The sequence below is a fragment of the Isoptericola sp. NPDC056605 genome (assembly GCF_042792795.1).
In the GTDB taxonomy this organism is placed as follows: Bacteria; Actinomycetota; Actinomycetes; order Actinomycetales; family Cellulomonadaceae; genus Isoptericola.
This window is the reverse complement of the sequence record NZ_JBHTVT010000006.1, coordinates 42,052-66,149: the sequence shown is the minus strand read 5'-3', so window position 1 is coordinate 66,149 and position 24,098 is coordinate 42,052. Positions and strand designations below refer to the sequence as shown.

Below are 24,098 nucleotides of genomic sequence, written 5' to 3'. Positions count from 1 at the left end.
CGTCCGGCCAGTACGCTGTGCGGCGGCAATCTTCACCGGACGTTCACGGGCGAGCGACAGCGGTGAGCACGACGGCCCGCACGCGGGCCCGACGGACGGAGCACCATGAGCCTCGGCTGGACCAAGCACGGTGACGGCAGGCACGTCGCCCCCGGCGACGTCGTCGCACCCGACGAGCGGCTGAGCTGGCCGCGCACCATCGGCATCGGCATGCAGCACGTGGTGGCGATGTTCGGCTCCACGTTCATCGTGCCGCTGATCACCGGGTTCTCGCCCGCGACGACGCTGTTCTTCTCGGCCATCGGCACGGCGCTGTTCCTGCTGATCACGCGGAACCGCCTGCCCAGCTACCTGGGGTCGAGCTTCGCGTTCATCGCCCCCATCACCGCGGCGACGGCCTCGCACGGCGAGTCGGTGGCCGTGGGCGGCATCCTCGTCACGGGCGTCGTGCTCGCGGCGATCGGCGCGCTGGTGCACTTCGCCGGCGCCCGCTGGATCGACGTCGTCATGCCGCCGGTCGTCACCGGCACGATCGTCGCGCTCATCGGCCTGAACCTGGCGCCGGCGGCCTGGGGCACCTGCACGGAGTCCGTCGTGGACGGCGAGATCGTGCAGGCGTGCAACAGCGGCTTCCGCGCCGCGCCGCTCACGGCGACGATCACGCTGGCGGCGATCATCCTCGTCACCGTGCTGTTCAAGGGCATCATCGGCCGCCTGTCGACCCTGGTCGGCGTCGTGATCGGCTACGTGGCGGCGCTGCTCCAGGGCCAGGTGAGCTTCGCCGAGGTCGCGAAGGCCGGCTGGTTCGGCTTCCCGCACTTCGTCACCCCGTCGTTCGACCCGGCGGTGCTGGGCCTCTTCGTGCCCGTGGTGCTGGTGCTCATCGCGGAGAACGTGGGGCACGTGAAGTCGGTCGCGGCGATGACCGGCAAGAACCTCGACGACGTCGCGGGCCGGGCGCTGTTCGCCGACGGTCTCGCGACCACGTTCGCGGGCGTCGGCGGCGGCTCCGGCACCACGACCTACGCCGAGAACATCGGCGTCATGGCCGCGACCCGCGTGTACTCGACGGCGGCGTACTGGGTGGCGGCGGCGACGGCGCTGCTGCTGTCGATGTCGCCCAAGTTCGGCGCGCTCGTCGCCACGATCCCCGCGGGCGTGCTCGGCGGGGCGACGACGATGCTCTACGGCATGATCGGCATCCTCGGCGCCCGCATCTGGGTGCAGGGCAAGGTGGACTTCGGCAACCCGGTGAACCTCACCACCGCCGCCGTCCCGCTGATCATCGGCATCGCGAACTTCACGTTCGCCGCCGGCGACCTCACCTTCGAGGGCATCGCGATCGGCACCGCGTCCGCGCTCGTGATCTACCACGGCATGCGCGCGATCGCCCGGTGGCGCGGCACCGGCCAGGAGCCGGCCTCGCCGGCGTCGGCCCCCGCCGCGGCCGACGTGACGGACTGACGTCCGCCCGGGTGGCCCGGCCCTACTTCTTGGGCAGGGTCACCTGGGGGATCGGCGTGATCTCGTCGGCGGGCTCGCACCCCTCGGCGTCCTTCATCGGGGTCTCGGCGTCGAGCAGCACGCTGTCCTCGCTGAGCGGCGGGCTGTACTCCTCGCCGACCAGGAGGTCGACGGTGTTGCCCTTGCGGTCGTCGAGCACGAGGCGGACGTCGGGGTACTGGGCCGCGAGGGTGTAGGCACGGGTGATGCCCTTGGTGCCGAAGCGCACCTCCGACTGCCCCAGCTGCTCCACCCAGTTGCCGGTGTCGACGATGTTGAAGCCGCGCTCGCTGAGAACGTCCTCGTTCGCGCCGGCGAGGGGCTCGCTGCCGTCGGCGGCGTTGTAGACGCGCACCTTGACCTTGGAGTACGCCACGGGCAGGGCGCCGTCGGGCTGGCCCTTGACCTGCGGCAGGCACGGCTCGGGCTGGGGGGCCTCGGCGACGGGCGTGTGGATGGGCCGCGAGAACGGCGAGCTGAACGCGCCCGAGTACATCGCGGCGGCCGCCAGGCCCGCGAGCAGCAGGAACGCGATGATGAGCCCGAAGACCACGGCCTGCCGCTCGTGCTCGCGCTTGCGGCGCGTCTCGCGGACCGGGTCGGGGGCAGGTGATGTCACGCGAAGAAACTACCCGAGTTCGCGGGAACGTTCGCGGGAGCGCCGCCGGTCGTGGCGGGAGTCACCGGAGCACGAGGACCCGGGCGTGCAGCACGGGCCGCTGCTGGAGCGCGGCCCGCACGGCGCGGTGCAGACCGTCCTCGAGGTACAGCACGCCCTGGTACTCGACGACGTGGGCGAAGAGATCGCCGAAGAACGTGGAGTCCTCCGCGAGCAGGTGGTCGAGGTCCAGCGTGCGCTTGGTGGTGACGAGCTCGTCGAGCCGTACCTGGCGCGGCGGCACGTCCACCCAGTCCTTGGCGGTGACGTGCCCGTGGTCGGGGTAGGGACGGCCGTCCCCCACGGCCTTGAAGATCATGGCTGCCATCGTAGGGGTGGGCCTGTGACCGGCCGTCTCGTTGCCTCGCGATACGGACACGATCCCGTCACGATCCCGTCACGGGCGCCCGGCGGGGCTGCGACGCGTGCCCACCCTGGCCTCGGTCGGAACCCTGTGGCACGCTGGGACCGACAGCAGCGTGGGAGCGCTCTCATCGCGCGGGCGCCGATCAAAGGAGATCGCCGTGGTCCTCGGTTCCTCTCGTCGTCCCTCCAGCCCGACGGTCCGGGCGGTCACCGTCCTCGCCGCGGCCGCGGGTCTCGCCCTGGGCGGGCTCTCGGCGTCCGCGGCGCCGCCACCGCGGCCGGACCCGCAGCTGTGGGTGGACCCGGACAGCTCGACGATCGGCCACGTCGAGGAGCTGGGTCTGACCGGGGACGCGCGCGACGACGCGCTCGCGCTCGCGGGCGTCCCCACGGCGACCTGGTTCACCGGGGGCACGCCGCGCGAGGTGAGGCAGGACGTCAAGGACGTCGTCGTGCACGCGCACGCCGACAAGGCGGTCCCCGTGCTGGTCGCCTACAACCTCCCCTTCCGAGACTGCGCGCAGTACTCCGCGGGCGGCGCCACGTCCCTCGCGGAGTACACCGCGTGGATCGACGGGTTCGCACGTGGGATCGGGAACAAGCGGGCGGTCGTGGTCCTCGAGCCGGACGGGCTCGGCATCATCCCCTGGTACACGACCGTCGAGGGGAACCAGGAGTGGTGCCAGCCGGAGGAGGCGGACCCGGCGACGGCCGCGGCGGAACGGTTCACCATGCTGCGCCACGCCGTCGACACCCTGGGCGCCCTGCCGGGCACGAAGGTCTACCTCGACGCCGGCAACAGCAAGTGGCTCAACGTGGGCGACAACGCCGACCGGCTCCTGAAGGCGGGCGTCGAGCGCGCGGACGGGTTCTTCCTCAACGCCTCGAACTACCAGTACACCGAGAACTCGGTGGCGTACGGGAGGTGGATCTCGTCGTGCCTCGCGCTCGTCACCCAGGCGGGCGGGGCGTTCGGCGACTGCGGGAACCAGTACTGGAACGGCGGCCCCGCGAACGGCTGGGCGGGCGTGGAGATGTCGCCGTACGGACGGTGGTCGGTCGACGCGGCCGACCCGGCCCTGAGCACGGCCGGCGTCGACTCCCGGTACGCCCAGCAACTCGGGGACGTGCGGGCCACGACGCCGTTCGTCGTCGACACGTCGCGCAACGGGCGGGGGCCGTGGGACCCGGCGACGTCCGAGAACGTGTACGCGGACGCCGAGGACTGGTGCAACCCGCCGGCGCGCGGTCTGGGCCTGCGGCCCACCCTGGACACCGGCGAGCCGCTGGTGGACGCCTACCTGTGGATCAAGGTGCCGGGGGAGTCCGACGGCCAGTGCTTCCGCGGCACCGGCGGGCCGCTCGACCCCGAGCGCGGCACGGTGGACCCGCCCGCCGGGCAGTGGTTCGTGGAGCAGGCGGACGAGCTGGTCGACCTCGCCGTGCCCGCCCTCACCTGAGCGGGCCGCCCGGGGCGGCCGGGCCCCGGGCTACCGGCGCAGCTCGACCAGGTGCCGGGCCGAGTGCGCGACGAACGGACCGTCGGCCACGATCCGTTCGTGCAGGTCGCGCAGCTCGGTCCGGTAGGCGTCGACGGTGAAGCCCGGCACCATCCACACGACCTTCCGCAGGAACCAGACGACGGCGCCGACGTCGTGGAACTCGATCCGCAGGCGCTCCGCCCGCAGGTCGACGAGCTCGAGCCCGGCCGCGCGGGCGGCGGCCACCTCGTCCTGCGGGTCGCGGCCGCGCCGGACGTCCTCGGGCTGGGGGCCGAGGAAGAGCTCGACGAGCTCGAAGACGCTCGCGGGCCCGACGTGCTGGGCGAGGTAGGCGCCGCCCGGGCGCAGCACGCGGGCGATCTCCGCCCAGCGGGGGACGACGGGGTGCCGGCTCGTGACGAGGTCGAACGAGGCGTCGCCGAAGGGGAGCGGCGACTCGTCGTCGTGCGCGACCAGCGCGATGCCGCGCGGGTGCAGCCGCGCGGTCGCCGCCGCGACGTTCGGGGGCCACCCCTCGGTGGCGACGACGAGACGGGGGAGCGACGGCGCGGCGGCCAGCACCTCGCCCCCGCCGGTCTGCAGGTCGAGCGCGGCGTCGACGGTGCCCAGTCGTTCGTGCAGGAGGCGGGAGTACCGCCAGCTCGGGCGCTCCTCCGTGGCGCGGCCCTCCAGCCAGGAGAAGTCCCAGCCGGACATCGGTGCGGCGTCGGCCTCGGCGACGAGCTCGTCGAACGTGCGGTCCATGCCGCACATCCTGCCCAGAGCCGCCCTGCCCGGGCACGGGAATTCGGCGCGGTCGGGGAGCCGGGTCAGGCCCGCGCGGCGGCCGGCCGCGGGGCGTCGTCGGCCTCGGACTGCCGGTCGTACCGGGTGCGGGCGACGGCGATCTCCCGCTGGTGCTCCTCCGTCCACGTGACGAGCGCCTTGATCGTGGAGTGCAGGCTCGCGCCGAGGGGCGTCAGGTCGTAGTCCACGCGGGGCGGGACGACGGGGTACACCGTGCGACGCACGAGGCCGTCGCGCTCGAGGTGCCGCAGCGTCTGGGTGAGCATCCGCTGGCTGATGCCGTCGATCTCGCGCTTGAGCTCGGTGAACCGCAGGCTGCGGCGCTCGAGCAGCGCGATCACCAGGAGCGACCACTTGTCGGCGACGCGGTCGAGGATCTGGCGCACCTCGCAGTCCTCGCGGGAGTCCCAGTTCATGACGTCGAACTCCCCGTCGGTTCCCTCGCAGGAACCGGGTGCGGGAAAAGTGCCTTCTTCCATACCCGTCGATGCTGCCCCAGGGTGAGGTCAGTTACAAGAGGGAACCGACAGGTCGAACAGGAACCGAACCCTCGGACAGAACGGAGCCGCCCATGTCACGACCCGCAACGGACGCCGCCGCGAGCCGCCCGGCGGCACCCGCCCGCCCACCGGGCCGACCGGCGGGCCGCGAGCTCGCGGTGCTGGTGGTCGTCAGCGGCGCGATCTTCCTCGAGGGGATCGACATCGGCATGCTCAACGTCGCGCTGCCGGCGATCCGCGCCGACCTCGGGCTGTCCACGGCCGCCCTCAGCGGCATCGTCAGCGCGTACGTCCTCGGCTACGGCGGCTTCATGCTCCTCGGCGGGCGGGCGGCCGACCTGCTCGGGCGCCGCCGGATGTTCCTCGTGTGGTTGGTCGTCTTCCTCGTGTTCTCCGGTCTCGGCGGGCTCGCGGACAGCGGCGGGGTGCTGCTGCTCTCCCGGTTCGTCACCGGCGTCGCCGCGGCGTTCCTCACCCCGGCCGGGCTGTCGTTGCTCACCACGACGTTCCCCGAGGGGCTCCGGCGCGACCGTGCGGTGCTCGTGTACTCGGGGATCGCGGCGGGTGGGTTCTCGCTGGGGGTCGTGGCCGGCGGGCTGCTGACGTCGCTCGGGTGGCGGTGGGTGTTCTTCGCCCCGGTCGTGCTCGCGGCCGTGCTGCTCGCGACCGCCGTCCGTGTCCTGCCCCGCGACCCCGCGCGTGCCGCGACGCGGGCCGGCTTCGACCTGGCCGGCGCCGCGACGATCACGGCAGGCATGCTGCTCCTCGTCTACGGCGTCGTCCGGCTGGAGCACCCGGGCGACGGCGTGGCCACCACCGTCGGCGTCTTCCTCGGCGCCGCCGCGCTCCTGGCCGCCTTCGTCGCCGTCGAGCGCCGGTCGGCGTCGCCGCTGGTGCGGCTCGGGATCCTGCGCTCGTCGCCCCTGGTCCGGGCGAACCTGGGCGCGGCGCTGCTCACGGCGTCGTTCTTCGGCTTCCAGTTCATCGTGACGCTCTACCTGCAGGAGCTGCGCGGCTGGAGCAGCCTGGAGGCCGGCCTCGCCTTTCTGGTCCTCGGTGCGGACGTCGTCCTGGCCCCGCTGCTCACCCCGGTGCTGGTACGTCGGTTCGGCAACGTCCGGGTCGTGGTGGGCGGGTTCGTCATCGCCACGGTCGCCTACGTGATCTTCCTGGGCGTCGGTGCCGACTGGCCGTACGCGGCGATGCTCCCGAGCTTCCTGCTCGTCGCGCTGGCCATCGGGCTCACCTACGGGCCGCTGGTGAGCGCGGCCACGGACGGCGTGGCGGCCGAGGAGCAGGGGCTGGCCGGCGGGCTCGTGAACACGTCCTTCCAGCTGGGCGCCGCGCTCGGCATCTCGGGCGTGACGGCCGTCCAGGTGGCGGCGCTCGGTGCGGAGACGTCGTCGGCCGCGCTCCTGGGGTCGTACCAGGCCGCACTGGTGGTACCGGCGGTCGCCGCGGCCGTCGGCGTCGTCGTCGCCGTGGTCGGGGTCCGGGCGGTGCGGGCCCGATGACGCGCGTCGTGACGGACTTCGCGGGAGTCCGCCCCCAGTTCGAGGCCTACGTGGGCGACATCATCTGGCGACCCGGCGACGAGAAGGGCGCGTGAACGACGACGGGGCCCGCACCGTGTGGTGCGAGCCCCGTCGGTCGGCGGAGGATGGGGGATTCGAACCCCCGAGGGCGTGAACCCAACACGCTTTCCAAGCGTGCGCCATAGGCCGCTAGGCGAATCCTCCTGGAGCGCGACCCGCATCCTGCGCGGGCAGCCCCAGAAGAATAGCCGACACCCCGCCGTGGCTCCGAATCCTGCGGGGGTGACGGCGGTCTCGCCCCCGAGTTTCGGGACGGGGCAGGGTCTCGGTTAGGCTGTCGGGCAGACCCCTCGTGCGGCACCATCTCGCCGAACTCCCCCAGGGCCGGAAGGCAGCAAGGGTAAGTGAGCTCTGGTGGGTGTGCGGGGGGTCCTCTACGTCCCGGCCGGTCGGCTGGTCCCGCCCTCGCAGCGTCGCGACAGTGCCGCGGGTCACAGAATCCATGATGTGGACGCAGAATCGTCCACTGCGTGAGATTCTCCCCGCGTCGGCTTGGTGAACCGGGCCGCGGGTGGTCACTCTGATGGCATGCCCCGCATCGCTCCCGCAGCCACCTCGACCGCGCGCACCCGCCGTCGCGGCGAGATGTGCCGCCCCGCGATGATCCCGGGCCGAATGTGTGAGCTCGGCTGACGCCGCACCGGCATCGCCCGACGACGTCGTCGTCGCCCTCCCCGGCCCGCCGGGGGACCACTCTTCCCGCCGCCTCGAGCTGATGGCCGTGGCTGCCGCACCCCACCCCTCACCGGCGCCGTACCCGGCGCCCGCCCGGAAGGACCCACCCGTGTCCCGTACCACCCGCACCCGCCTCCTCGCCGTCACCGCGATCGCGGCGGCCACCACCCTCACCCTGTCCGCCTGCGGCGGCGGCTCCGGCAACGCCGAGGGCGACGGCACGCTCCGCATCGGCGTCGTCGGCGCGTCCGACGACAAGTGGGCCGTCTTCACCGACAAGGCGAAGGACGAGGGCCTCGACATCGAGCTGGTCGACCTGCAGGACTACACGCAGGCCAACCCCTCCCTCTCGCAGGGCGAGCTGGACGCGAACCAGTTCCAGCACCTGCAGTTCCTCGCCGGCTACAACGTCGACGCCGACGACGACCTGACGCCGATCGGCGCCACGGCCGTCTACCCGCTGGGCCTGTACTCGGAGAAGCACACCTCCGTCGACCAGATCCCCGCCGGCGGCGAGGTCGCCGTGCCGAACGACCCGACCAACCTGGCCCGCGCGCTCCTCGTGCTGCAGGACGCCGGCCTCATCGAGCTCAAGGACGGCGGCAGCGCCGTCTCCACCGAGGCCGACGTGCTGCCCAGCTCCAAGGTCACCGTGACGCCGGTCGCCGCCGAGCAGACGCCGATCCAGCTCAAGTCGGTGGACGCGTCCATCGTCAACAACGACTTCCTCGAGGACTCCGGGCTGTCCGCGGACGACGCCCTCTTCCAGGACGACCCCGACTCCGAGGCCGCCGCCCCCTACATCAACGTGTGGGTGGCGCGGGCCGAGGACTCCGGCGACCCCGACCTGGCGAAGCTGGTCGAGATCTCGCACTCCGACGAGGTCGTCGCGGCCGAGCAGAAGCAGTCCGGCGGCACCGCCGTCATCAAGGACAACTCGCCCGAGGAGCTGCAGGAGATCCTGGCCGGCCTCGAGGACGACATCCGCAACGCGTCCTGACCCGACGACGGCCGGGGAGCGCGGGCCAGCCCGCGCGCCCCGGCCGTCGTGCTGGGCACGATGGGCAGCACGACCGGTCGAGCGGACGACGGGCCGACCACGGGCGACGACGAGCGAGCGCAGACCAGTGAGGACGAACAGGTGAGCGACAACCAGGCCGGACCGGCCCCCGGGACGCCGGCGATCGAGCTGCGCGGGGTGTCGAAGACGTTCGGCGAGGGCGACCGAGCCGTGCACGCCGTCGACGACGTGTCCCTCACGGTGCGCGCGGGCGAGATCTTCGGCGTCATCGGCTACTCCGGCGCGGGCAAGTCCACGCTGGTGCGCCTCGTCAACGCGCTGGAGACCGTCACGTCGGGCTCGGTGCTCGTCGAGGGCACGGACCTCACCGGCCTGCCGGAGCGCAAGGTCCGCGGGATCCGCGCGCGGATCGGCATGATCTTCCAGCAGTTCAACCTGCTGAGCTCGCGGACCGTCGCGGGCAACGTCGCCTACCCGCTCAAGGTGGCGCGCTGGCCGAAGGAGAAGCGCGCGGCCCGGGTGGCCGAGCTGCTCGAGTTCGTGGGGCTCTCCGACAAGGCGCGCGCGTACCCGCGCCAGCTCTCCGGCGGGCAGAAGCAGCGCGTGGGCATCGCCCGCGCCCTGGCGACGTCGCCCACCATCCTGCTCGCCGACGAGGCGACGTCCGCCCTCGACCCCGAGACCACCCGCGACGTGCTGGCGCTGCTGCGCCGCGTCAACGCGGAGCTCGGCCTCACCATCGTCGTCATCACCCACGAGATGGACGTCGTGCGTTCCCTGTGCGACCGCGTCGCCGTCATGGAGCACGGCAAGGTGGTCGAGGTCGGCGACGTGTACGACGTCTTCTCCGCGCCCAGCGCCGACGCCGCCCAGCGGTTCGTCGGCACGTCCATGCACGACCGGCCCTCGCCCGACGCGCTCGCCCGCCTGCGCGAGCGGCACCCCGGACGGCTCGTCACCGTCGGCGTGCGGGAGGGCGCGAGCTCCGGCACCGAGCTGTTCCGCCTGCTGCGCGAGCACGAGGTGGACGGCGCCGTCGTCTTCGGCGGCATCAGCGAGGTCGGCCAGCGGCCGTTCGGCTCGCTCACCGTCGAGCTCGTCGCGCCCGACGACCGCATCGCGGCGCTCCTCGCCGCGCTGCGCGAGCGGGCCGACGTCGTGGACCTGGGCACGGCCGAGCACCCGGTCGACGACCCGCGGGCGATCCGGGCCGACCGCGGTCCACAGGGCGGCACACCTGCGCCGGACGAGGATGACGAGCTCGGCGACCCGTACCGCGAGGCGCGTGACGCGATCACCCGCCACGGCTTCTTCGGCAACCTGGGAGGTCGCTCATGAACCGCGACTGGTCCACCCTGTGGCCGCTGCTGTGGGAGGCGTTCGGCCAGACCCTGCAGATGGTCACGATCGCGCTGCTCACCGGCGGCATCGCCGGCCTGGCGCTGGGGCTCGCGCTCTACGTGACCCGGCCGGGCAACCTGCTGGCCAACAAGGCCGTGTTCGGCATCCTCAACGTGATCGTCAACATCGTCCGCCCGATCCCGTTCATCATCTTCGTGACGCTGCTCGGGCCCGTGACGCTGCAGGTCGTGGGCACGACGCTCGGCACCGAGGCGTTCATCTTCCCGCTGTCGGTCATGACGGCGTTCGGCACGTCGCGGATCGTGGAGCAGAACCTCGTCGGCATCGACCCCGGCGTCGTCGAGGCGGCCCGCGCGATGGGGGCGTCGTCATGGCGCATCATCACCACGGTGCTGGTCCCCGAGGCCCTCGCCCCGCTGATCCTCGGCTACACGTTCCTGTTCATCGCGGTGCTCGACATGTCGGCGATCGCCGGCCTCATCGGCGGTGGCGGGCTCGGTGACTTCGCGCTGCGGTACGGCTACCAGCGCTACAACTGGATGGTCGTGCTGGTCACCGTCGCCGTGATCATCGTCATCGTGCAGGTCGTGCAGTGGGTGGGGAACCGCCTGGCGCGCAAGGTGCTGCACCGCTGACGGCCTCGACGTAGTACCTGATGACGGTTCACCGGCCTGAATTGTCACCAGGTGCTACGTCGACGAGCACGCGCGGACCGGGCTGTGCAGCGGCCTCGTCGGTGTCGGCTGCGGCGTCTAGGGTTGGCCGGGTGACGACAGCCCTGTACCGCCGCTACCGGCCCGAGACGTTCGCCGAGGTGATCGGCCAGGAGCACGTCACCGCACCGCTCATGCAGGCCCTGCGCAGCGGGCGCGTCAACCACGCCTACCTCTTCTCCGGCCCGCGCGGCTGCGGCAAGACGACGTCCGCCCGCATCCTCGCGCGGACGCTCAACTGCGCGCGCAACACCCCGGAGACCCCGCTCGACACCCCGTGCGGCGAGTGCCCGTCGTGCGTCGAGCTGGCGCGCGGCGGCCCCGGCTCGCTCGACGTCGTCGAGATCGACGCGGCCAGCCACAACGGCGTCGACGACGCCCGCGACCTGCGCGAGCGCGCCACGTTCGCGCCCGCCCGCGACCGGTACAAGATCTTCATCCTCGACGAGGCGCACATGGTGACGCCGCAGGGCTTCAACGCCCTGCTCAAGATCGTCGAGGAGCCGCCGCCGCACGTGAAGTTCGTCTTCGCGACGACGGAGCCCGACAAGGTGATCGGCACCATCCGGTCGCGCACCCACCACTACCCGTTCCGGCTCGTGCCGCCGGACGTGCTGGGCCCCTATCTCGAGCAGCTCACCGCGGCCGAGGGGATCGAGCTGGGCGGAGGCGTCGTGCCGCTCGTGACCCGCGCGGGCGGCGGCTCCGTGCGCGACAGCCTCTCCGTGCTGGACCAGCTCATCGCGGGCGCGACCGGCGGGGTCGTCGCGTACGACACCGCCGTCGGCCTCCTCGGGTTCACGCACGCCACCCTGCTCGACGACGTCGTCGACGCGCTCGCCGCCGGTGACGGCGCGTCGATCTTCCGCGTCGTCGACCAGGTGATCGCCACCGGGCACGAGCCGCGGCGGTTCGTCGAGGACGTGCTGGAGCGGCTGCGCGACCTCATCGTCATCGCCGTCTCCGGCGACGCGGCCGAGGCGGTGCTGCGGGGGCTGCCCGCCGACCAGCTCGAGCGGATGCGCGCGCAGGCCGGACGTCTCGGCGTGTCCGAGCTGTCGCGGGCGGCCGACCTCGTCAATGCCGCGCTCACCGAGATGACGGGCGCCACCTCGCCCCGGCTGCACCTCGAGCTGCTCTGCGCGCGCCTGCTGCTGCCCGGCGCCGACGACGGCGTGGAGGGTCTCGCCGCGCGCATCGACCGCCTCGAGCGGGGCAGGATCGCGGCCGGTCCGGCCGCGCCGGCAGGTCCGCCCGCTCCCGGTGACGCCGCACCGACTCCCGCTCCGCCGGTATCCGAGGGCGGGGGAGGAGGGCTGAGCGGGGCCGCCGCTGCCCGGGCCGCCCTGCAGGCGAGCCGGCGTCCGGTCGCCGAGCCCGAGAGCGCCGGCGAGCCCGAGCCTGCGGTGGTCGAGCCGGTCGAGGCCGCGCCGTCCGCGGAGCCTGAGCCTGCGGTGGTCGAGCCGGTCGAGGCCGCGCCGTCCGCGGAGCCCGAGCCTGCGGTGGTCGAGCCCGTCGAGGCAGGCCCGGCGGTTCAGCCGGAGCCGGAGTCCGCGCCGTCCGCTCCCGCCAGCGCTGTGACCACCGAGGTGGTCCGACGCCGGTGGCGCGAGGTCCTGGGCGCCATCCAGAGCCCGCAGGCCGCCGCGTTCCTCGGCGAGAACGCCCAAGTGCTGACCCTCGAGCGTGACGTGCTGCGCCTCGGGTTCGCGCCGGCCGTCGTCGGGCTGGCGCGTCGCGGGCGGCCGGAGACCATCTCGGACGCCGTCTACCAGGCGCTCGGTGTCGCAGTGCAGGTCGAGATCGTCGAGAACGAGGCCGGCGCGCGACCTCGGGAGGCCGGCAGCTCTCCGGTGCCGTCCGACCCGGGCGGCGACGCCGCCGAGGAGCCCGACGACTCCGAGCGGTCCGACGACTCCGAGCGGTCCGACGACGCCGCATGGCCCGACGTCCCGCCGCCCGGCGAGGGGCGTTCCGGCGGCGGGGGCGGCGGTGCCACCAGCGGCGGGGCAGCCGGCGCCCGCCCGTCCGCCGCCACCGTCGCGGCGAGCGAGCCGCGCCCGGACACCGCAGTCGCGGTCGTCGAGCCGCACGCTCGTCGTGCGCCGCAGGACGCCCCGCAGCGGTCTCCGCAGCCGCAGCAGCAGGCGAGGCAGGTCGCCTCGGTCGACGAGGCGGATGCCGCCTGGCTCGCCGGCGTCTCCCTGCACGAGCCCCCGCCCGACGACGAGCCCGAGCCGCCGCTCGACGAGCCCGCCGCGGCCCGGGTCGGCCGGCCCGTGGCGGCGCCGCGGCCCCAGCCCGACGTACCCGCGAGCGCGCCGGCCGCGAGCGCGCCCGCCCCGTCCGGTCCGGCAGTGTCCGCCCCGGCGGCCCCGCCTGCGCGCGAGACCCCGCGGCAGGCCGCCGAGCGCCGGGTGCGCGAGGCGCAGCAGTCGGAGGGCCGGTCGTCCTGGGCGCCCGCGTCCGGCGGGAACCCCGCGGACGACGAGCCCTCCGCCGACGACCCCGACATCACGTCCGCCGGGCTGGTCGGCGTGCAGCTCGTGGTGCAGGTGCTGGACGGCAAGGTCATCGAGGAGATCGCGGAGCAGCCCTGACATGACCGGTCACACCCCCACCGACAGCACGGAGCACGCCCGCCCGGGCGTCACCACCCTGTACATCGTCGCCGCCGTCATCGTGCGCGAGGACGGCCGCGCGCTGCTCGTGCGCAAGCGCGACACCACGGCGTTCATGCAGGTGGGCGGCAAGATCGAGCCCGGCGAGGAGCCGGTCGCCGCGCTCGTGCGCGAGTGCGCGGAGGAGATCGGGCTGGTCGTCGACCCGGCCGCCGCCCGCCCGCTCGGGCGCCGCACCGCCGTCGCCGCCAACGAGCCGGACCACGTGGTCGACGCGCACGTCTTCGAGGTGGTCCTGCCCGCCGGGTTCGACGTCGAGACGCGCGCCGAGCTCGCCGAGCACGTCTGGGTCGACCCGGCCGAACCGGCCGCGCCGCACCCGCTCGCGCCGCTGTCCGCCGACCTCATGGCCGACGTCGCCGCCCGATGACCGGTCGACCGCGCCGCGGGGCCGTCCACCACGTCGAGCTGTGGGTGCCCGACCTGGCGCGCGCCGAGCGCTCCTGGGGCTGGCTCCTCGGCGAGCTCGGCTACCGGACGCACCAGGCGTGGGAGCACGGGCGGTCGTGGCTGCTCGACGACGGCTACGTCGTCGTCGAGCAGAGCCCCGCCCTGTCGGCCCCCACCCACGACCGTCGGCGGCCGGGCCTGAACCACCTGGCCCTGCACGCGGGCTCGCGCCCGCAGGTCGACGCGCTCGTCGCTGCCGCGCCCGCGCACGGGTGGTCGCTGCTCTTCGCCGATCGGCACCCGTTCGCCGGCGGCCCCGACCACTACGCCGCCTACCTCGAGGACGCGGACGGCTTCGAGGCCGAGCTCGTCGCGGGCTGACCGCCCGTCCCGGTGCTACCTCGCGGTCGCTCGGACTACCTCGCGGCCGCCCGGACTACCTCGGCAGGGTGGCGCGCAGGTCGTCGAGCCAGCCGGCGAGGTTGGCCACGGAGTCGGGCATGAACGGCACGTCGTCGATCATCCGCAGCAGGCGGGCGAGCGGCACCCACGCGCCCCAGGCGACCTCTTCCGGCTGCCAGGTCACGGGCCCGTCGTAGGTGCACTCGTAGAGGAACTCGCGCATCCGGGTGCGGTCGTCGGCGTAGTCGGCGACGCCGAGCGGCACCAGCTCCACCCCGGTCACGCCGAGCTCCTCGGCCAGCTCGCGGCGCGCGGAGTCGGTCGGGTCCTCGCCGGCGCGCAGCACGCCGCCCGCGCAGAAGTCGTACCGGCCGGGATACAGGTCCTTCGTATCGGTGCGGCGGTGCACGTAGACGTCACCGGCCCGGTTGCGCACCACGACGGCGGTGGCCGCGTGCCGCAGGTTCTCCGCCCGCACCCGCGACCGCGGCGCCGTGCCGCACGGGCGCCCCGACTCGTCGTACAGCGCCACGACCTCGGATCCCGCGACCTCGCCCATGCGAGCATCCTGCCGCAGACGACCCCTCAGGGGAGGGGCGGGACGTCGTCGTGGTCGAGCGGCGACCCGAAGATCCGCGCGGCGCGCTTGATCACCTCGAGCCCGTCCGTCACCTCGACCGCGGCGACGCCAGGGATGCTGCCGACGTCGCTCGTGAGGAACCGGTAGAGGGCCTCGTCGTCGGCCACGGCGATCTCGCCGCACAGGTTGTGCTGCCCGGTCGTGGCGGCGACGCTCAGGACGTCGGGATGGGCGGCGAGCGTGCGTCCCGCGACCTCCAGCCGGGACGGCAGCACCCGGAGCCAGACAAGGGCTACCACGGGCCGCCCCACGAGCGCGGGGTCCACGACCGCGCGCACCCGCAGCGGACCGCGGCGCATGAGCGCCTCCACCCGCCGGCCGGCGGTGGCGGGCGCGACGGCGGCGCGCTCGCCGAGCTCGCGCCAGCTCAGCCGGCCGTCCGCCATGAGGGCGTCCACGAGCCGGGCGTCGACCTCGTCGAGGGACACGCCGCGCGGTTCCCGCCCCTCGTCCCAGGCGTCCCAGCGCCCGGTCCGCAGCCGGGCCGTCTCCTGCGGGGCGAGGATCCCCGCGGTCCACCCGTGCGGGGTGGCGAAGCGCCGCAGCACGCGGAGCGCGTCGCCCGTCACCACGCCGGTCATCGACCGCAGCCGGTGGTGGGTCACGCCCAGCAGCTCGCGGGCGTTGCGCACCGCGACCTGTGCCGCGCAGTCGAGCTCGCCGCCGGTGACCGCCACGTACCCGGCCTCGTCCCACGACGCGATCTGGCGCGCCACGTCGCGACTGTGGCCGGGCGCGCAGCGCACCCGCAACCACACGGTGAGGCCCGCCCGGGCCCACTCCCGGTCGAGCACCCCCGTGACGCGCACGTCGCCCCGGGAGAGGAGCGCCGCCAGCCGGCGCGACGCGGTCGGCGAGGTGACACCGGCCGCCGTCGCGAGGGCCGCGACCGTCGCGCGTGGGTGGGCGAGCAGCGCGCCGACGATCCGTCGGTCGGGCCCCGTCAGGGCGGACGATCCGTGCACGGGGTCCCTCGAGACGGAGGTTCCGTTCGTCATCGCCCGGATTCTTGCAGCCGGGCGTGCCCCCGGCGAGTCTCGTGACGCATCAGCGGCGACGAGGGTGAGGAGCAGGGCGTGCGACCAGTGACGATCGCCGTCGTCGGGGCGGGGCACCGTGGCGCCGAGGCGTACGCGGACTACTGCCTGCGGCATCCCGACGAGGTGCAGGTCGTGGCGGTCGCCGAGCCCGACGACGGCCGTCGTGCCGCCCTCGTCGCCGCGCACGGGATCGCGGCGGACCGGGCCTACTCGGGGTGGGAGGACCTGCTGGCGGCGGACAGGATCGCGGACGCGGTGGTCGTGGCCACCCCGGACCGGCTGCGCACCGGGCCCCTGCTGGCCGCAGCCCGGCGGGGGTACGCCATCCTCGTGGAGAAGCCGGTGGCCACCTCCCCCGCCGAGCTGGAGGAGATCGTGCGGGCGGTGGGCGAGGCGGACGTCCCGGTCGGGGTGGCGCACGTGCTGCGCTACACGGCGTTCTTCCGGCACCTCAAGGAGCTGCTCGACGAGGGCGCGGTCGGTCGCGTCGTGCACCTGGAGCAGACCGAGGACCCGGGGTACTGGCACTTCGTGCACTCGTACGTGCGGGGAAGCTGGCGGCGCGCGGACACCTCGAGCCCGCTCCTGCTGGCCAAGGCTTGCCACGACCTCGACGTGATCACCTGGCTCCTCGGGGCCGAGCCGGCCACCGTGTACTCCACGGGGGCGCTCACGCAGTTCCGCGCGGAGAACGCGCCGGAGGGCGCCCCGGAGCGTTGCACGGACGGCTGCCCGGCGGCCGACGCCTGCCCGTTCCACGCCCCCCGGTTCTACGTGGAACGCCTGCGCGACCACCACGCCTGGCCGGTCACGGCGATCACCGGGGACACGTCCGCGGAGGGCCGGCTGCGCGCGCTGCGGGAGGGCCCGTACGGCCGCTGCGTCTACCGCTGCGACAACGACGCGGTGGACCACCAGGTGGTGGCACTGACCTACGCCGCAGGGGTCACGGCCACGCTGCGGGTGGGTGCGTTCACGGAGGCGAACACCCGCACGGTGCGCATCCTCGGGTCGCACGGCGAGATCGAGGGGCGCCTCGACACCGGGGAGGTCACGCTGCGCCGCTTCCTGCCGCGCCGGGGCGCGGAGCTCGGAGGGGCGCCCCGGTGGGACCACGACGCCGAGGGCCGGTCCGGGCTCCCGGACGACGACGTCGTGACCGTCGTCACCGCGCCCGTGGACGACGTCGACCTGCTCGTCGAGCCGGGCCGCCGCGAGTCCGACGGTCACGCCGGCGGGGACGACGGGCTGATGCGCGAGTTCGTCGCCACGGTGCGCGACCGGCGGGTGCGACCGGGGGTGCGGGTGCCGACCCACCTCGCCGACGCCGCCGTCAGCCACCGGATCGCGTTCGCCGCGGAGCGCTCGCGCAGCACGGGGGAGGTGGTGCACCTGTGACCGGGGACGTGACCCGCGACGCGGCCGGCGTCCGGCGGCTCGTGGAGCGTGCGACGGGCCGTCCGGCACGGGACGTGCGGCTCGACGTCGACCCGGGACTGGGGGATGGGACGTTCCGGTACTCCGCCGCGGGCGGGACGCTCGAGGTGAGCGCGGGGGACGTCGCGACCCTGGGCGCGGGCTTCGCCCGCTACCTCGCCGACGTCGTGGGGCTCCAGGTCACCTGGGACGACCCTGTCGCGGCACGCGAGCGCCCCGACCGCTGGCCCGACGCCGCCCCCACCACGTGCCGCACCGACGCTGCGGTGCGGTACTACCTCAACGTCGTCACCACCGGGTACTCGGCGCCGTTCTGGGGCTGGGAGCGCTGGGAGCGCGAGGTCGACTGGATGGCGCTGCACGGCGTCACCGCGCCGCTGCTCACCCTCGGGCACGAGGCGGTGCTGCACGCGGCGTTCGTCGACGCCGGGGCGACGTCCGAGCAGTCGCGGGAGTGGCTCGGCGGCGCCGCCTACCTGCCGTGGACCTTCATGGGCAGCCTCAGCGGGTTCGGCGGGCCGCTGCCCCGGCGGTGGTTCGAGCGGCGCGCCGCCCTGGCACGGCGGGTCGCGGCACGGATGCGGGAGCTCGGGATGCGGCCGGTGCTGCCGGCCTTCGGCGGGCACGTGCCGGACGCGCTCGCCCCCGCCGGTGCGCGCCGCACCCGGTGGCAGGGGTTCACGACGGCGCTCCTGGAGCCGGGCTCGGCCGAGCTGGGGGAGCTGGCCGGGAGCGTGCGACGCCACCAGCAGGCCATGGTCGGCACCGACCACCTCTACTCCGCCGACCCGCTCATCGAGTCCGAGCCGCCCTCGGCCGACCCGGACTACCTCCGGGACCTGGGCCGCTCGCTGTGGGAGGGCATCCGCGGTGCGGACCCGGCGGCCACGTGGGTCATGCAGGCCTGGCCGTTCCACTACCACCGGGCGTTCTGGACGCGGGAGCGCGTCGACGCCTTCCTCCAGGCGGTGCCGGGCGACCGCCTGCTGCTCCTCGACCTGTGGGCCGAGCACGCGCCCGTCTGGTCGGACGACCGGGAGATCGCCCGCCGGCCCTGGGTGTGGTGCACGGTCCACAACTTCGGCGCCCGGTTCTCCCTGCACGGCGATCTGCGGGGGCTGCTCGACGGGTACGGCGCCGCGCGTCGCTCGGCGCCCGCGACGCTGCGGGGGGTCGGGCTGGCGCCGGAGGCCATCGAGCACAACCCGGCCTTCTACGAGCTCGCCACCCGGCTGCCCTGGATCGAGGACCTCGACGGGTTCGACGTCGACGGGTGGCTGGCGGGGTTCGTCGGGCGGCGCTACCGCCTCGCGGGGCACCCGCGCGTGCGCGACGCCGCGCAGGAGGCCTGGCGGGTGCTCGGCCGCACCGTGTACCGACCGGGCGCGACGCGGTCCGCGCCGTCCCCCGTCATCGCGCGGCCCGTCGACCTCGCCCCGCCGTTCGCGACCCAGCGGCGCGCCGGGGAGGCGCTCGACCCCGACCGGCCGCCGTCGGCGAACGTGGACGTCGACGCGGACCCGCACGTCCTGGGCGATCTGCCCGAGCTCGCCCGCGCGGCCGCGCTCCTCACGACCGTGGTCGAGGAGCTCGGGCCCCGCGGGCCGTGGGTGGAGGACCTGATCGACGTGACGACGCACGTCGCCGCGCAGCGGCTGCGCGCCCCGGTGCACCGCGCGGCCGCCGCGGCCGCCGCGGGCGACGCCGCCGCCGTCCGGGCGGAGGGCGAGACCGTGCTCGCGGCCCTCGACGACCTGGCGGCGCTCGCCGGCACCAGCGGGAGCCGGCTCGCGGGCCGCTGGGTCGAGGACGCCGCCCGGTGGGGGGACGACGCGGGCGAGCGCGCCGTCCTCGCGCGCGACGCCCGACGCATCGTGACGGTCTGGGGCCGCGGCGACTCGGGCCTGCACGACTACTCGGGACGGCACTGGGCGGGACTCGTGGACGGCCTGTACCGCCCCCGCTGGGTGGCGTGGTTCGCCGCGCTCGAGGCGGTCGCCGAGGGGGAGGACGCCGGGGCGGCCGTCGCACGGTTGCGGGCGGCCGTCGCCGACGCCGAGGAGACCTGGGTGGACGGCGACGTCCCGCTGCCGACCGCGCCGGGGGGCGACGTCGTCGTCGCCGCCGGCCGGCTCCTGGCGGCGCAGCAGGGAACGCACGACCGGACCGGCAGGGAGCCGGCGGAGCAGGAGGAGGCAACGAGATGACGACACCTAGGGTCATGCGCACCGCCCCGGCGTTCGCGGCGGCGGCGCTGCTGCTCGCGGCGTGCTCGGGCGGTGGTGGGGACGACGCCGCGGAGGAGGTCGACACCCTCACGTTCTGGACGGCGCAGACGACACCGGAGCGGGTCGCGGCGCAGGAGGAGATCGCGTCCCGGTTCACGGAGGAGACGGGCATCGACGTCGAGGTCGTGCCCCTCGCGGGCGCGGATCAGAACACGACGCTGCTGGCCAACGCGGCGTCAGGGGAGGTGCCGGACGTCATCCTGCACGGCTGGGAGCAGTCGCCGGCGTGGGTCGACCAGGGCATCCTCGACCAGGACGCCGCCGCCGAGCTCGTCGAGAGCCTCGGCCCGGACACGTTCGCCGACGGTGCCATGTCGATGGTCACGGTGGACGACCAGCCGTCCGGGGTCCCGATGGACGGCTGGGGCTACCTGCTGCTCTACCGCGCCGACCAGTTCGAGAAGGCGGGCGTCGAGCCTCCGGAGTCGCTCGCCGACGTGGCCGACGCGGCCGAGGCGATGCGGGCGGCCGGCGACGGCGGCATCGCGCTCGGCACGCAGCCCGGCGACGCGTGGGCGGGGGAGACGCTCGAGGCGACGCTGCTGCCCAACGGGTGCCAGCTCGCGGAGGGCGGCACCGTGACGCTCGACTCGGACGCCTGCGTGGAGGGGCTCGAGCTCTACCAGCGCATGGCGGCGACGGCCGGCAACGGCGAGCTCGACGTCGACGCCGCGCGCGCGTCGTACCTCGCGGGCGACTCGTCGATGGTGATGTTCTCCACGCACATCCTCGACGAGGTGGCGGGCTTCGACCCCAACAACCCGGTCACGTGCGACGAGTGCGCCGACGACCCGACGTACCTCTCCGCGAACACTGGCGTGGTGACCGGGCTGTTCGGCCCGAGCAACGACGACGCGGTCCAGTTCGGCAACGTGCTCCAGCTGTCGATCCCGGAGGGGGCGCAGACCGAGGCGGCGAAGCAGTACGTGGAGTTCCTCATGACGGAGGGGTACGCGGACTCCCTGGGCATGGCCACGGAGGGCCGGATCCCCACCCGGCTCGGCACCCCGGACGACCCCACCGAGTACGTGGACGCGTGGGCGACGCTGCCGTTCGGGGCCGACGGAGGGGACCGGTCGATCACGGACGTGTACGGGCAGGACGTGGCGAACGCGCTCGCGACGGGCGCGGAGCAGTACGTGCGCTGGGGCGCGGGCACGCAGGACGCGCTGCTGGCCTCCGTGACGATCCAGCAGCAGGTGGTGCCGCAGACCGTGGGCCCGCTGTTCTCGGACGGCGACCCCGCCCAGGTGGCGGACGACCTGCGGTCCGCCGTCGAGACGGTGCAGCAGGACCTCGAGTGACCCGCGTCGCCGCCCCGGTCCGGCGTCCTGCCCGGAGCACCCGCTCCCGGCAGGACGCCCGGGCGGGCGCCGCCCTGGTGGCGCCGACGGTGCTGGTGGTCGCTGCCGTGGTGGTGCTGCCGTTCCTCGCCGTGGTGGTGCTCGCGTTCCAGGACATCAAGCTCGCCCAGCTGCCGCACCTGACCCTCGCGGACCTCGAGCTCGACCCGGAGAACGTCGTCGGGCTGTTCACGTCGGCCGGGTTCTGGACGGCGCTGCGCACCACGGTGGTGCTCTCGGTGGCGACGGCGGTGCAGTCGGTCGCGGCCGGCGTCGCGATGGCCCTCGCGCTGCGGCGGCCGTTCCCGGGCCGGGCGGTGGTGCGGGCGCTGGTGCTCGTGCCGTACGTGCTGCCCGTCGTCGCGTCGATGCAGACGTGGCGCACCCTGCTGAACACCCAGTACGGCTGGGTGAACGCGGTGGGCACGAGCCTGCTCGGCTGGGACGAGCCGGTCGCCTTCCTCACCACGCCCGACACGACGGTGCTCGGCGTCACCGTCCCCGTGGCGCTGGTCAGCGTCATCGTGGTCATGGTCTGGCACACCTTCCCGCTGGCCTACCTGTTCGCGGCGGCGCGGCTGCACGCGGTGTCCGGCGACCTGGAGGAGGCCGCGGCGCTCGACGGCGCGGGGCCGTGGCAGCGGATCCGTCACGTCGTCCTGCCGGAGCTGGCGGGGGTGGTCTCGATCCTCCTGCTGCTCCGCTTCATCTGGACGTTCCAGACCTTCAACGAGGTGTACCTGCTCACCGGGGGCGCGGCCGGGACCGAGGTGCTCGCGGTGCGGGTCTACAACGAGCTGGTCACCCGCTCGGACATCGGGGCGGCGTCCGGCGTCGGAGTGGCGATCACGGCGATCCTCGCCGTGTTCATCGCGCTCTACCTGGTGCTGCAGCGGCGGAGGGAGACGGAGTGAGGCAGGGTCCGGTCGAGGCGGCGGCGAGCCGTCGGAGGCGTCGACGGTCCGGGGGCGAGCGGGTCGCCGGGGCGGTGCGCGTCGTCGTGATCACGGCGGGCACGCTGTTCGCGGCGTTCCCGCTGTTCTACGCGCTGGGGCTGTCGTTGCGCCCGTTCGCGGACGTCGCGGCGCACCCGGCCGTGCCGTGGCCCACGCAGGTGGACGTGACCCCGTACCTCACGGCGCTGCGACCCCTGGACGCCGGAGGCTTCGGGCTCGGGGGGTTCATGGTGAACTCGCTCGTGCTGGCGTCGTCCACCACGCTCGCCACCCTGCTGGTCTGCGTGCTCGGGGCCTACGCCGTGACCCGGCTGAGGTTCCCCGGGCGGGGCGTGGTGGGCGCGGTGTTCCTCGGGGTGTACATCCTCCCGGGGATCGCCCTGGCCGTGCCCCTGTACGTGCTGTTCAGCCGGCTGGGTCTGCGCGGGTCCATCGCGAGCCTCGTGCTCATCTACATGGCGAGCACGGTGCCGCTGGCCGTCTACATGCTGCGCAACTACTTCGCGTCCGTGCCGGCCTCGGTCGAGGAGGCCGGCGCGCTCGACGGGGCGAGCCGCCTGCAGGTGATCGGCCGCCTCGTGCTTCCCATGACGATGCCCGGCATCGCCGCCACCGGCCTGTACATCTTCATGATCGCGTGGAACGAGTACCTGTACGCCCTGCTCTTCCTCGTCGACGACCGGTCGCGGTGGACGGTGTCGCTGGGCGTGGCGCAGCTCGCGACGTTCGACGTGCCGGTCACGGTGCTCATGGCCGGGTCGATCGCGATCACCGTCCCCGTCGTCATCGGCTTCTTCGCCGCGCAGCGGGCGATGGTCAGCGGGCTCACGCTGGGGGCGGAGAAGGGCTGAGCCGTCGCGCGACCGGCGTCAGCCGCGCCGCAGCGCCTCCGACAGCACCCGGCCCTGGGCCCCGGCCGGCGGGTCGACGCCCAGCAGCGCGGCGATCGTCGGGGCCACGTCGACGTGCCGCGGGTCGCGCGGGTGCCGCCCGGGCAGGACGCCGGACCCGGCGAGCACGAGCGGCACCTCCAGCTCGGTGGTGGAGCCGTGCCGGCCCGCGGGCGCGGCGGGCGTGCTCCCGAACGACCAGCCCGGCTCCGGCTCGACGACGAGGTCGCCGTGGCGTGGGCTCATGCGCATCCGCCGCTGGTCGCGGTCGTCGTACACCGCCCGGACCTGGGGCAGCGCCTCGAGCGCGCGCCGGACGCGGCGCTCGGCCGCCGGGTCGTCCGCGGCGTCGCCCAGCAGCGTGAGGTCGGCGACACCGCCCACGACGATCGCGACGTCGGTGCCGGGGGCGGGCGACCTCCCGGCCGTGAGGACCTCGCCCGTGTAGCCGGCGTCGGCGATCGCGGCGAGGCCCTCCGCGGCGAACCCCTTGTCGAAGGTGGTCATGCCGTGGTCGCCGGTGACGACGAAGGTCGTGCGGCCGTAGATCCCCGCGTCCTTCGTGGCCTGGACCAGCCGGCCGAGCTGGGCGTCGAGCTCGGTGAGCGCGGCGGGGATGCCGGGGTGCTCGTCGCCGCCGGCGTGCCCGAGCGCGTCGAGCGCGTCGCAGTACACCGCGGTCAGGGCCGGCAGCCCGTCGGCCCGGACCATCTCCCCGCCCGAGCTCACCGGCTCGCCGGCGAAGACCGCCACGGCGTCGTCGACGCGCCGGCTGCAGTCGCCACCCGGCTGGGTGTACAGGCCCTCGGGGTCGCCGTACGACACGCCATGGTCCTGCACGATGAACCACTGCGACGAGAAGACGGTGCCGCCGCCGGCGCGGACCGCCTCGGCGATCGTCGGCACCGCGAGGGCCCGCTGCTGCCCCTGGGCCGTGCCCGAGACGGGGTCGAACCAGTACGCGGAGTTGAGGTGCCGCTCCGGCCACGCCCCGGTGGCGACCGACGCCCACGACGGGTTCGTGATGGAGGTCATGACCCCGGTGGACGTCGTGACGGACCCGCGGCGCAGCAGCGCCTCGAGGTGCGGCATCGGCGCACGGCCCAGGTACTCGGCGTCGAACCCGTCGAGGGCGAGGAGCACCACGTGGTCGGCGCGCGCAGGGCCGTGCGCCGAGGTGACGGCGTCCGACGACGGTGGCGCGGACGACGCGGCGGCGGCCGGGACGACGACGGCGAGCGCGGACAGGGCGGCGACGGTGGCGCCGGCGAGAGGCCGGGCCCAGCGGTGGGTCACCCGACCGACGCTAGGGCGTGGTCGCCCGGGGCGCGCGTCCTGGGCGCAGAGTTC

21 protein-coding genes, 1 tRNA gene and 1 other RNA gene are annotated in these 24,098 nt (G+C 74.4%); 15 read left to right on the top strand and 8 right to left on the bottom strand.

Features of this window, described 5'->3' with window-relative positions; genetic code table 11:
- Nucleotides 1-105 precede the first annotated feature (105 nt).
- Nucleotides 106-1,464, top strand: a complete 1,359-nt coding sequence (locus ACFQ8Y_RS08220) for a uracil-xanthine permease family protein (RefSeq protein WP_430585156.1) — start codon at nt 106-108, stop codon at nt 1,462-1,464.
- Nucleotides 1,465-1,486: 22 nt separating this feature from the next.
- Here ACFQ8Y_RS08220 and ACFQ8Y_RS08215 read toward each other — a convergent pair whose 3' ends face one another.
- Together ACFQ8Y_RS08215 and ACFQ8Y_RS08210 are read right to left on the bottom strand one after the other, a co-directional pair.
- Nucleotides 1,487-2,122 carry a LytR C-terminal domain-containing protein gene (locus ACFQ8Y_RS08215; RefSeq protein ID WP_430551330.1) on the bottom strand — a complete coding sequence of 212 codons (636 nt, stop codon included), beginning with the start codon at nt 2,120-2,122 and terminating at the stop codon, nt 1,487-1,489.
- A gap of 61 nt (nt 2,123-2,183) precedes the next feature.
- Entirely contained in the window at nt 2,184-2,480 is a 297-nt protein-coding gene (locus tag ACFQ8Y_RS08210) for a type II toxin-antitoxin system VapB family antitoxin (RefSeq protein WP_380320948.1), read from the bottom strand.
- 205 nt (nt 2,481-2,685) lie between these two features.
- Between ACFQ8Y_RS08210 and ACFQ8Y_RS08205 the strand changes: the two genes are divergently transcribed.
- Nucleotides 2,686-3,987, top strand: coding sequence for a glycoside hydrolase family 6 protein (locus ACFQ8Y_RS08205; protein WP_430585155.1), 1,302 nt, complete (start codon nt 2,686-2,688; stop codon nt 3,985-3,987).
- A 30-nt stretch (nt 3,988-4,017) separates the two neighbouring features.
- On the opposite strand, the gene ACFQ8Y_RS08200 is transcribed toward ACFQ8Y_RS08205, so the two are convergent.
- Together ACFQ8Y_RS08200 and ACFQ8Y_RS08195 are read right to left on the bottom strand one after the other, a co-directional pair.
- Nucleotides 4,018-4,773, bottom strand: coding sequence for a class I SAM-dependent methyltransferase (locus tag ACFQ8Y_RS08200; RefSeq protein WP_430585154.1), 756 nt, complete (start codon nt 4,771-4,773; stop codon nt 4,018-4,020).
- 65 nt (nt 4,774-4,838) lie between these two features.
- The gene (locus tag ACFQ8Y_RS08195; protein ID WP_430551327.1) at nt 4,839-5,231 is read right to left on the bottom strand and encodes a winged helix-turn-helix transcriptional regulator; all 393 of its coding nucleotides are present in this window, start codon (nt 5,229-5,231) and stop codon (nt 4,839-4,841) included.
- A gap of 155 nt (nt 5,232-5,386) precedes the next feature.
- Between ACFQ8Y_RS08195 and ACFQ8Y_RS08190 the strand changes: the two genes are divergently transcribed.
- Entirely contained in the window at nt 5,387-6,829 is a 1,443-nt protein-coding gene (locus tag ACFQ8Y_RS08190) for an MFS transporter (RefSeq protein ID WP_430585153.1), read from the top strand.
- Between the two features lie 140 nt (nt 6,830-6,969).
- On the opposite strand, the gene ACFQ8Y_RS08185 is transcribed toward ACFQ8Y_RS08190, so the two are convergent.
- Nucleotides 6,970-7,054, bottom strand: a tRNA-Ser gene (locus ACFQ8Y_RS08185).
- Nucleotides 7,055-7,191: 137 nt separating this feature from the next.
- On the opposite strand from ACFQ8Y_RS08185, the gene ffs reads away from it, so the two are divergent.
- The 7 genes from ffs (at nt 7,192) to ACFQ8Y_RS08150 (ending at nt 14,133) form a co-directional block, all read left to right on the top strand.
- An RNA gene (gene ffs / locus ACFQ8Y_RS08180) (signal recognition particle sRNA small type) lies at nt 7,192-7,288 on the top strand.
- A gap of 406 nt (nt 7,289-7,694) precedes the next feature.
- Complete coding sequence (locus tag ACFQ8Y_RS08175) at nt 7,695-8,585, top strand: MetQ/NlpA family ABC transporter substrate-binding protein (protein WP_430585152.1); 891 nt, start codon at nt 7,695-7,697, stop codon at nt 8,583-8,585.
- 60 nt (nt 8,586-8,645) lie between these two features.
- Complete coding sequence (locus tag ACFQ8Y_RS08170; protein ID WP_430551324.1) at nt 8,646-9,944, top strand: methionine ABC transporter ATP-binding protein; 1,299 nt, start codon at nt 8,646-8,648, stop codon at nt 9,942-9,944.
- A complete protein-coding gene (locus tag ACFQ8Y_RS08165) occupies nt 9,941-10,603 on the top strand; it encodes a methionine ABC transporter permease (RefSeq protein WP_430551323.1) in 663 nt (220 codons plus the stop codon). Before ACFQ8Y_RS08170 ends, ACFQ8Y_RS08165 begins: the two co-directional genes overlap by 4 nt.
- A 131-nt stretch (nt 10,604-10,734) precedes the next feature.
- Complete coding sequence (locus ACFQ8Y_RS08160; RefSeq protein ID WP_430585151.1) at nt 10,735-13,281, top strand: DNA polymerase III subunit gamma and tau; 2,547 nt, start codon at nt 10,735-10,737, stop codon at nt 13,279-13,281.
- 1 nt (nt 13,282) lies between these two features.
- Nucleotides 13,283-13,732 (top strand): NUDIX domain-containing protein, encoded by a 450-nt coding sequence (locus ACFQ8Y_RS08155; RefSeq protein ID WP_430585150.1) that lies wholly within the window; start codon nt 13,283-13,285, stop codon nt 13,730-13,732.
- A complete protein-coding gene (locus ACFQ8Y_RS08150) occupies nt 13,729-14,133 on the top strand; it encodes a VOC family protein (RefSeq protein WP_430585149.1) in 405 nt (134 codons plus the stop codon). Before ACFQ8Y_RS08155 ends, ACFQ8Y_RS08150 begins: the two co-directional genes overlap by 4 nt.
- Nucleotides 14,134-14,188: 55 nt before the next feature.
- Here the strand turns inward: ACFQ8Y_RS08150 and ACFQ8Y_RS08145 are convergent, their stop codons facing one another.
- Nucleotides 14,189-14,713 carry an NUDIX hydrolase gene (locus ACFQ8Y_RS08145; RefSeq protein ID WP_430585148.1) on the bottom strand — a complete coding sequence of 175 codons (525 nt, stop codon included), beginning with the start codon at nt 14,711-14,713 and terminating at the stop codon, nt 14,189-14,191.
- Nucleotides 14,714-14,739: 26 nt separating this feature from the next.
- On the bottom strand, nt 14,740-15,792 hold the full coding sequence (locus tag ACFQ8Y_RS08140; protein WP_430585147.1) for an Lrp/AsnC family transcriptional regulator: 1,053 nt from the start codon (nt 15,790-15,792) through the stop codon (nt 14,740-14,742).
- Nucleotides 15,793-15,870: 78 nt separating this feature from the next.
- Here ACFQ8Y_RS08140 and ACFQ8Y_RS08135 point away from each other — a divergent pair, with 78 nt between their 5' ends.
- The 5 genes from ACFQ8Y_RS08135 to ACFQ8Y_RS08115 are packed head-to-tail and all read left to right on the top strand — an operon-like array spanning nt 15,871 to nt 22,709.
- Nucleotides 15,871-17,232, top strand: coding sequence for a Gfo/Idh/MocA family protein (locus tag ACFQ8Y_RS08135; RefSeq protein WP_430585146.1), 1,362 nt, complete (start codon nt 15,871-15,873; stop codon nt 17,230-17,232).
- Complete coding sequence (locus ACFQ8Y_RS08130) at nt 17,229-19,478, top strand: alpha-N-acetylglucosaminidase TIM-barrel domain-containing protein (RefSeq protein WP_430585145.1); 2,250 nt, start codon at nt 17,229-17,231, stop codon at nt 19,476-19,478. Before ACFQ8Y_RS08135 ends, ACFQ8Y_RS08130 begins: the two co-directional genes overlap by 4 nt.
- Nucleotides 19,475-20,863 (top strand): ABC transporter substrate-binding protein, encoded by a 1,389-nt coding sequence (locus ACFQ8Y_RS08125; protein WP_430585144.1) that lies wholly within the window; start codon nt 19,475-19,477, stop codon nt 20,861-20,863. Before ACFQ8Y_RS08130 ends, ACFQ8Y_RS08125 begins: the two co-directional genes overlap by 4 nt.
- On the top strand, nt 20,860-21,816 hold the full coding sequence (locus ACFQ8Y_RS08120; RefSeq protein ID WP_430585143.1) for a carbohydrate ABC transporter permease: 957 nt from the start codon (nt 20,860-20,862) through the stop codon (nt 21,814-21,816). The genes ACFQ8Y_RS08125 and ACFQ8Y_RS08120 overlap by 4 nt, the downstream gene beginning before the upstream one ends.
- Nucleotides 21,813-22,709, top strand: a complete 897-nt coding sequence (locus ACFQ8Y_RS08115) for a carbohydrate ABC transporter permease (protein WP_430585142.1) — start codon at nt 21,813-21,815, stop codon at nt 22,707-22,709. The genes ACFQ8Y_RS08120 and ACFQ8Y_RS08115 overlap by 4 nt, the downstream gene beginning before the upstream one ends.
- A gap of 18 nt (nt 22,710-22,727) precedes the next feature.
- Here the strand turns inward: ACFQ8Y_RS08115 and ACFQ8Y_RS08110 are convergent, their stop codons facing one another.
- Nucleotides 22,728-24,044: an alkaline phosphatase family protein gene (locus ACFQ8Y_RS08110; protein ID WP_430585141.1), complete on the bottom strand. Its 1,317-nt coding sequence runs from the start codon at nt 24,042-24,044 to the stop codon at nt 22,728-22,730.
- Nucleotides 24,045-24,098 lie beyond the last annotated feature (54 nt).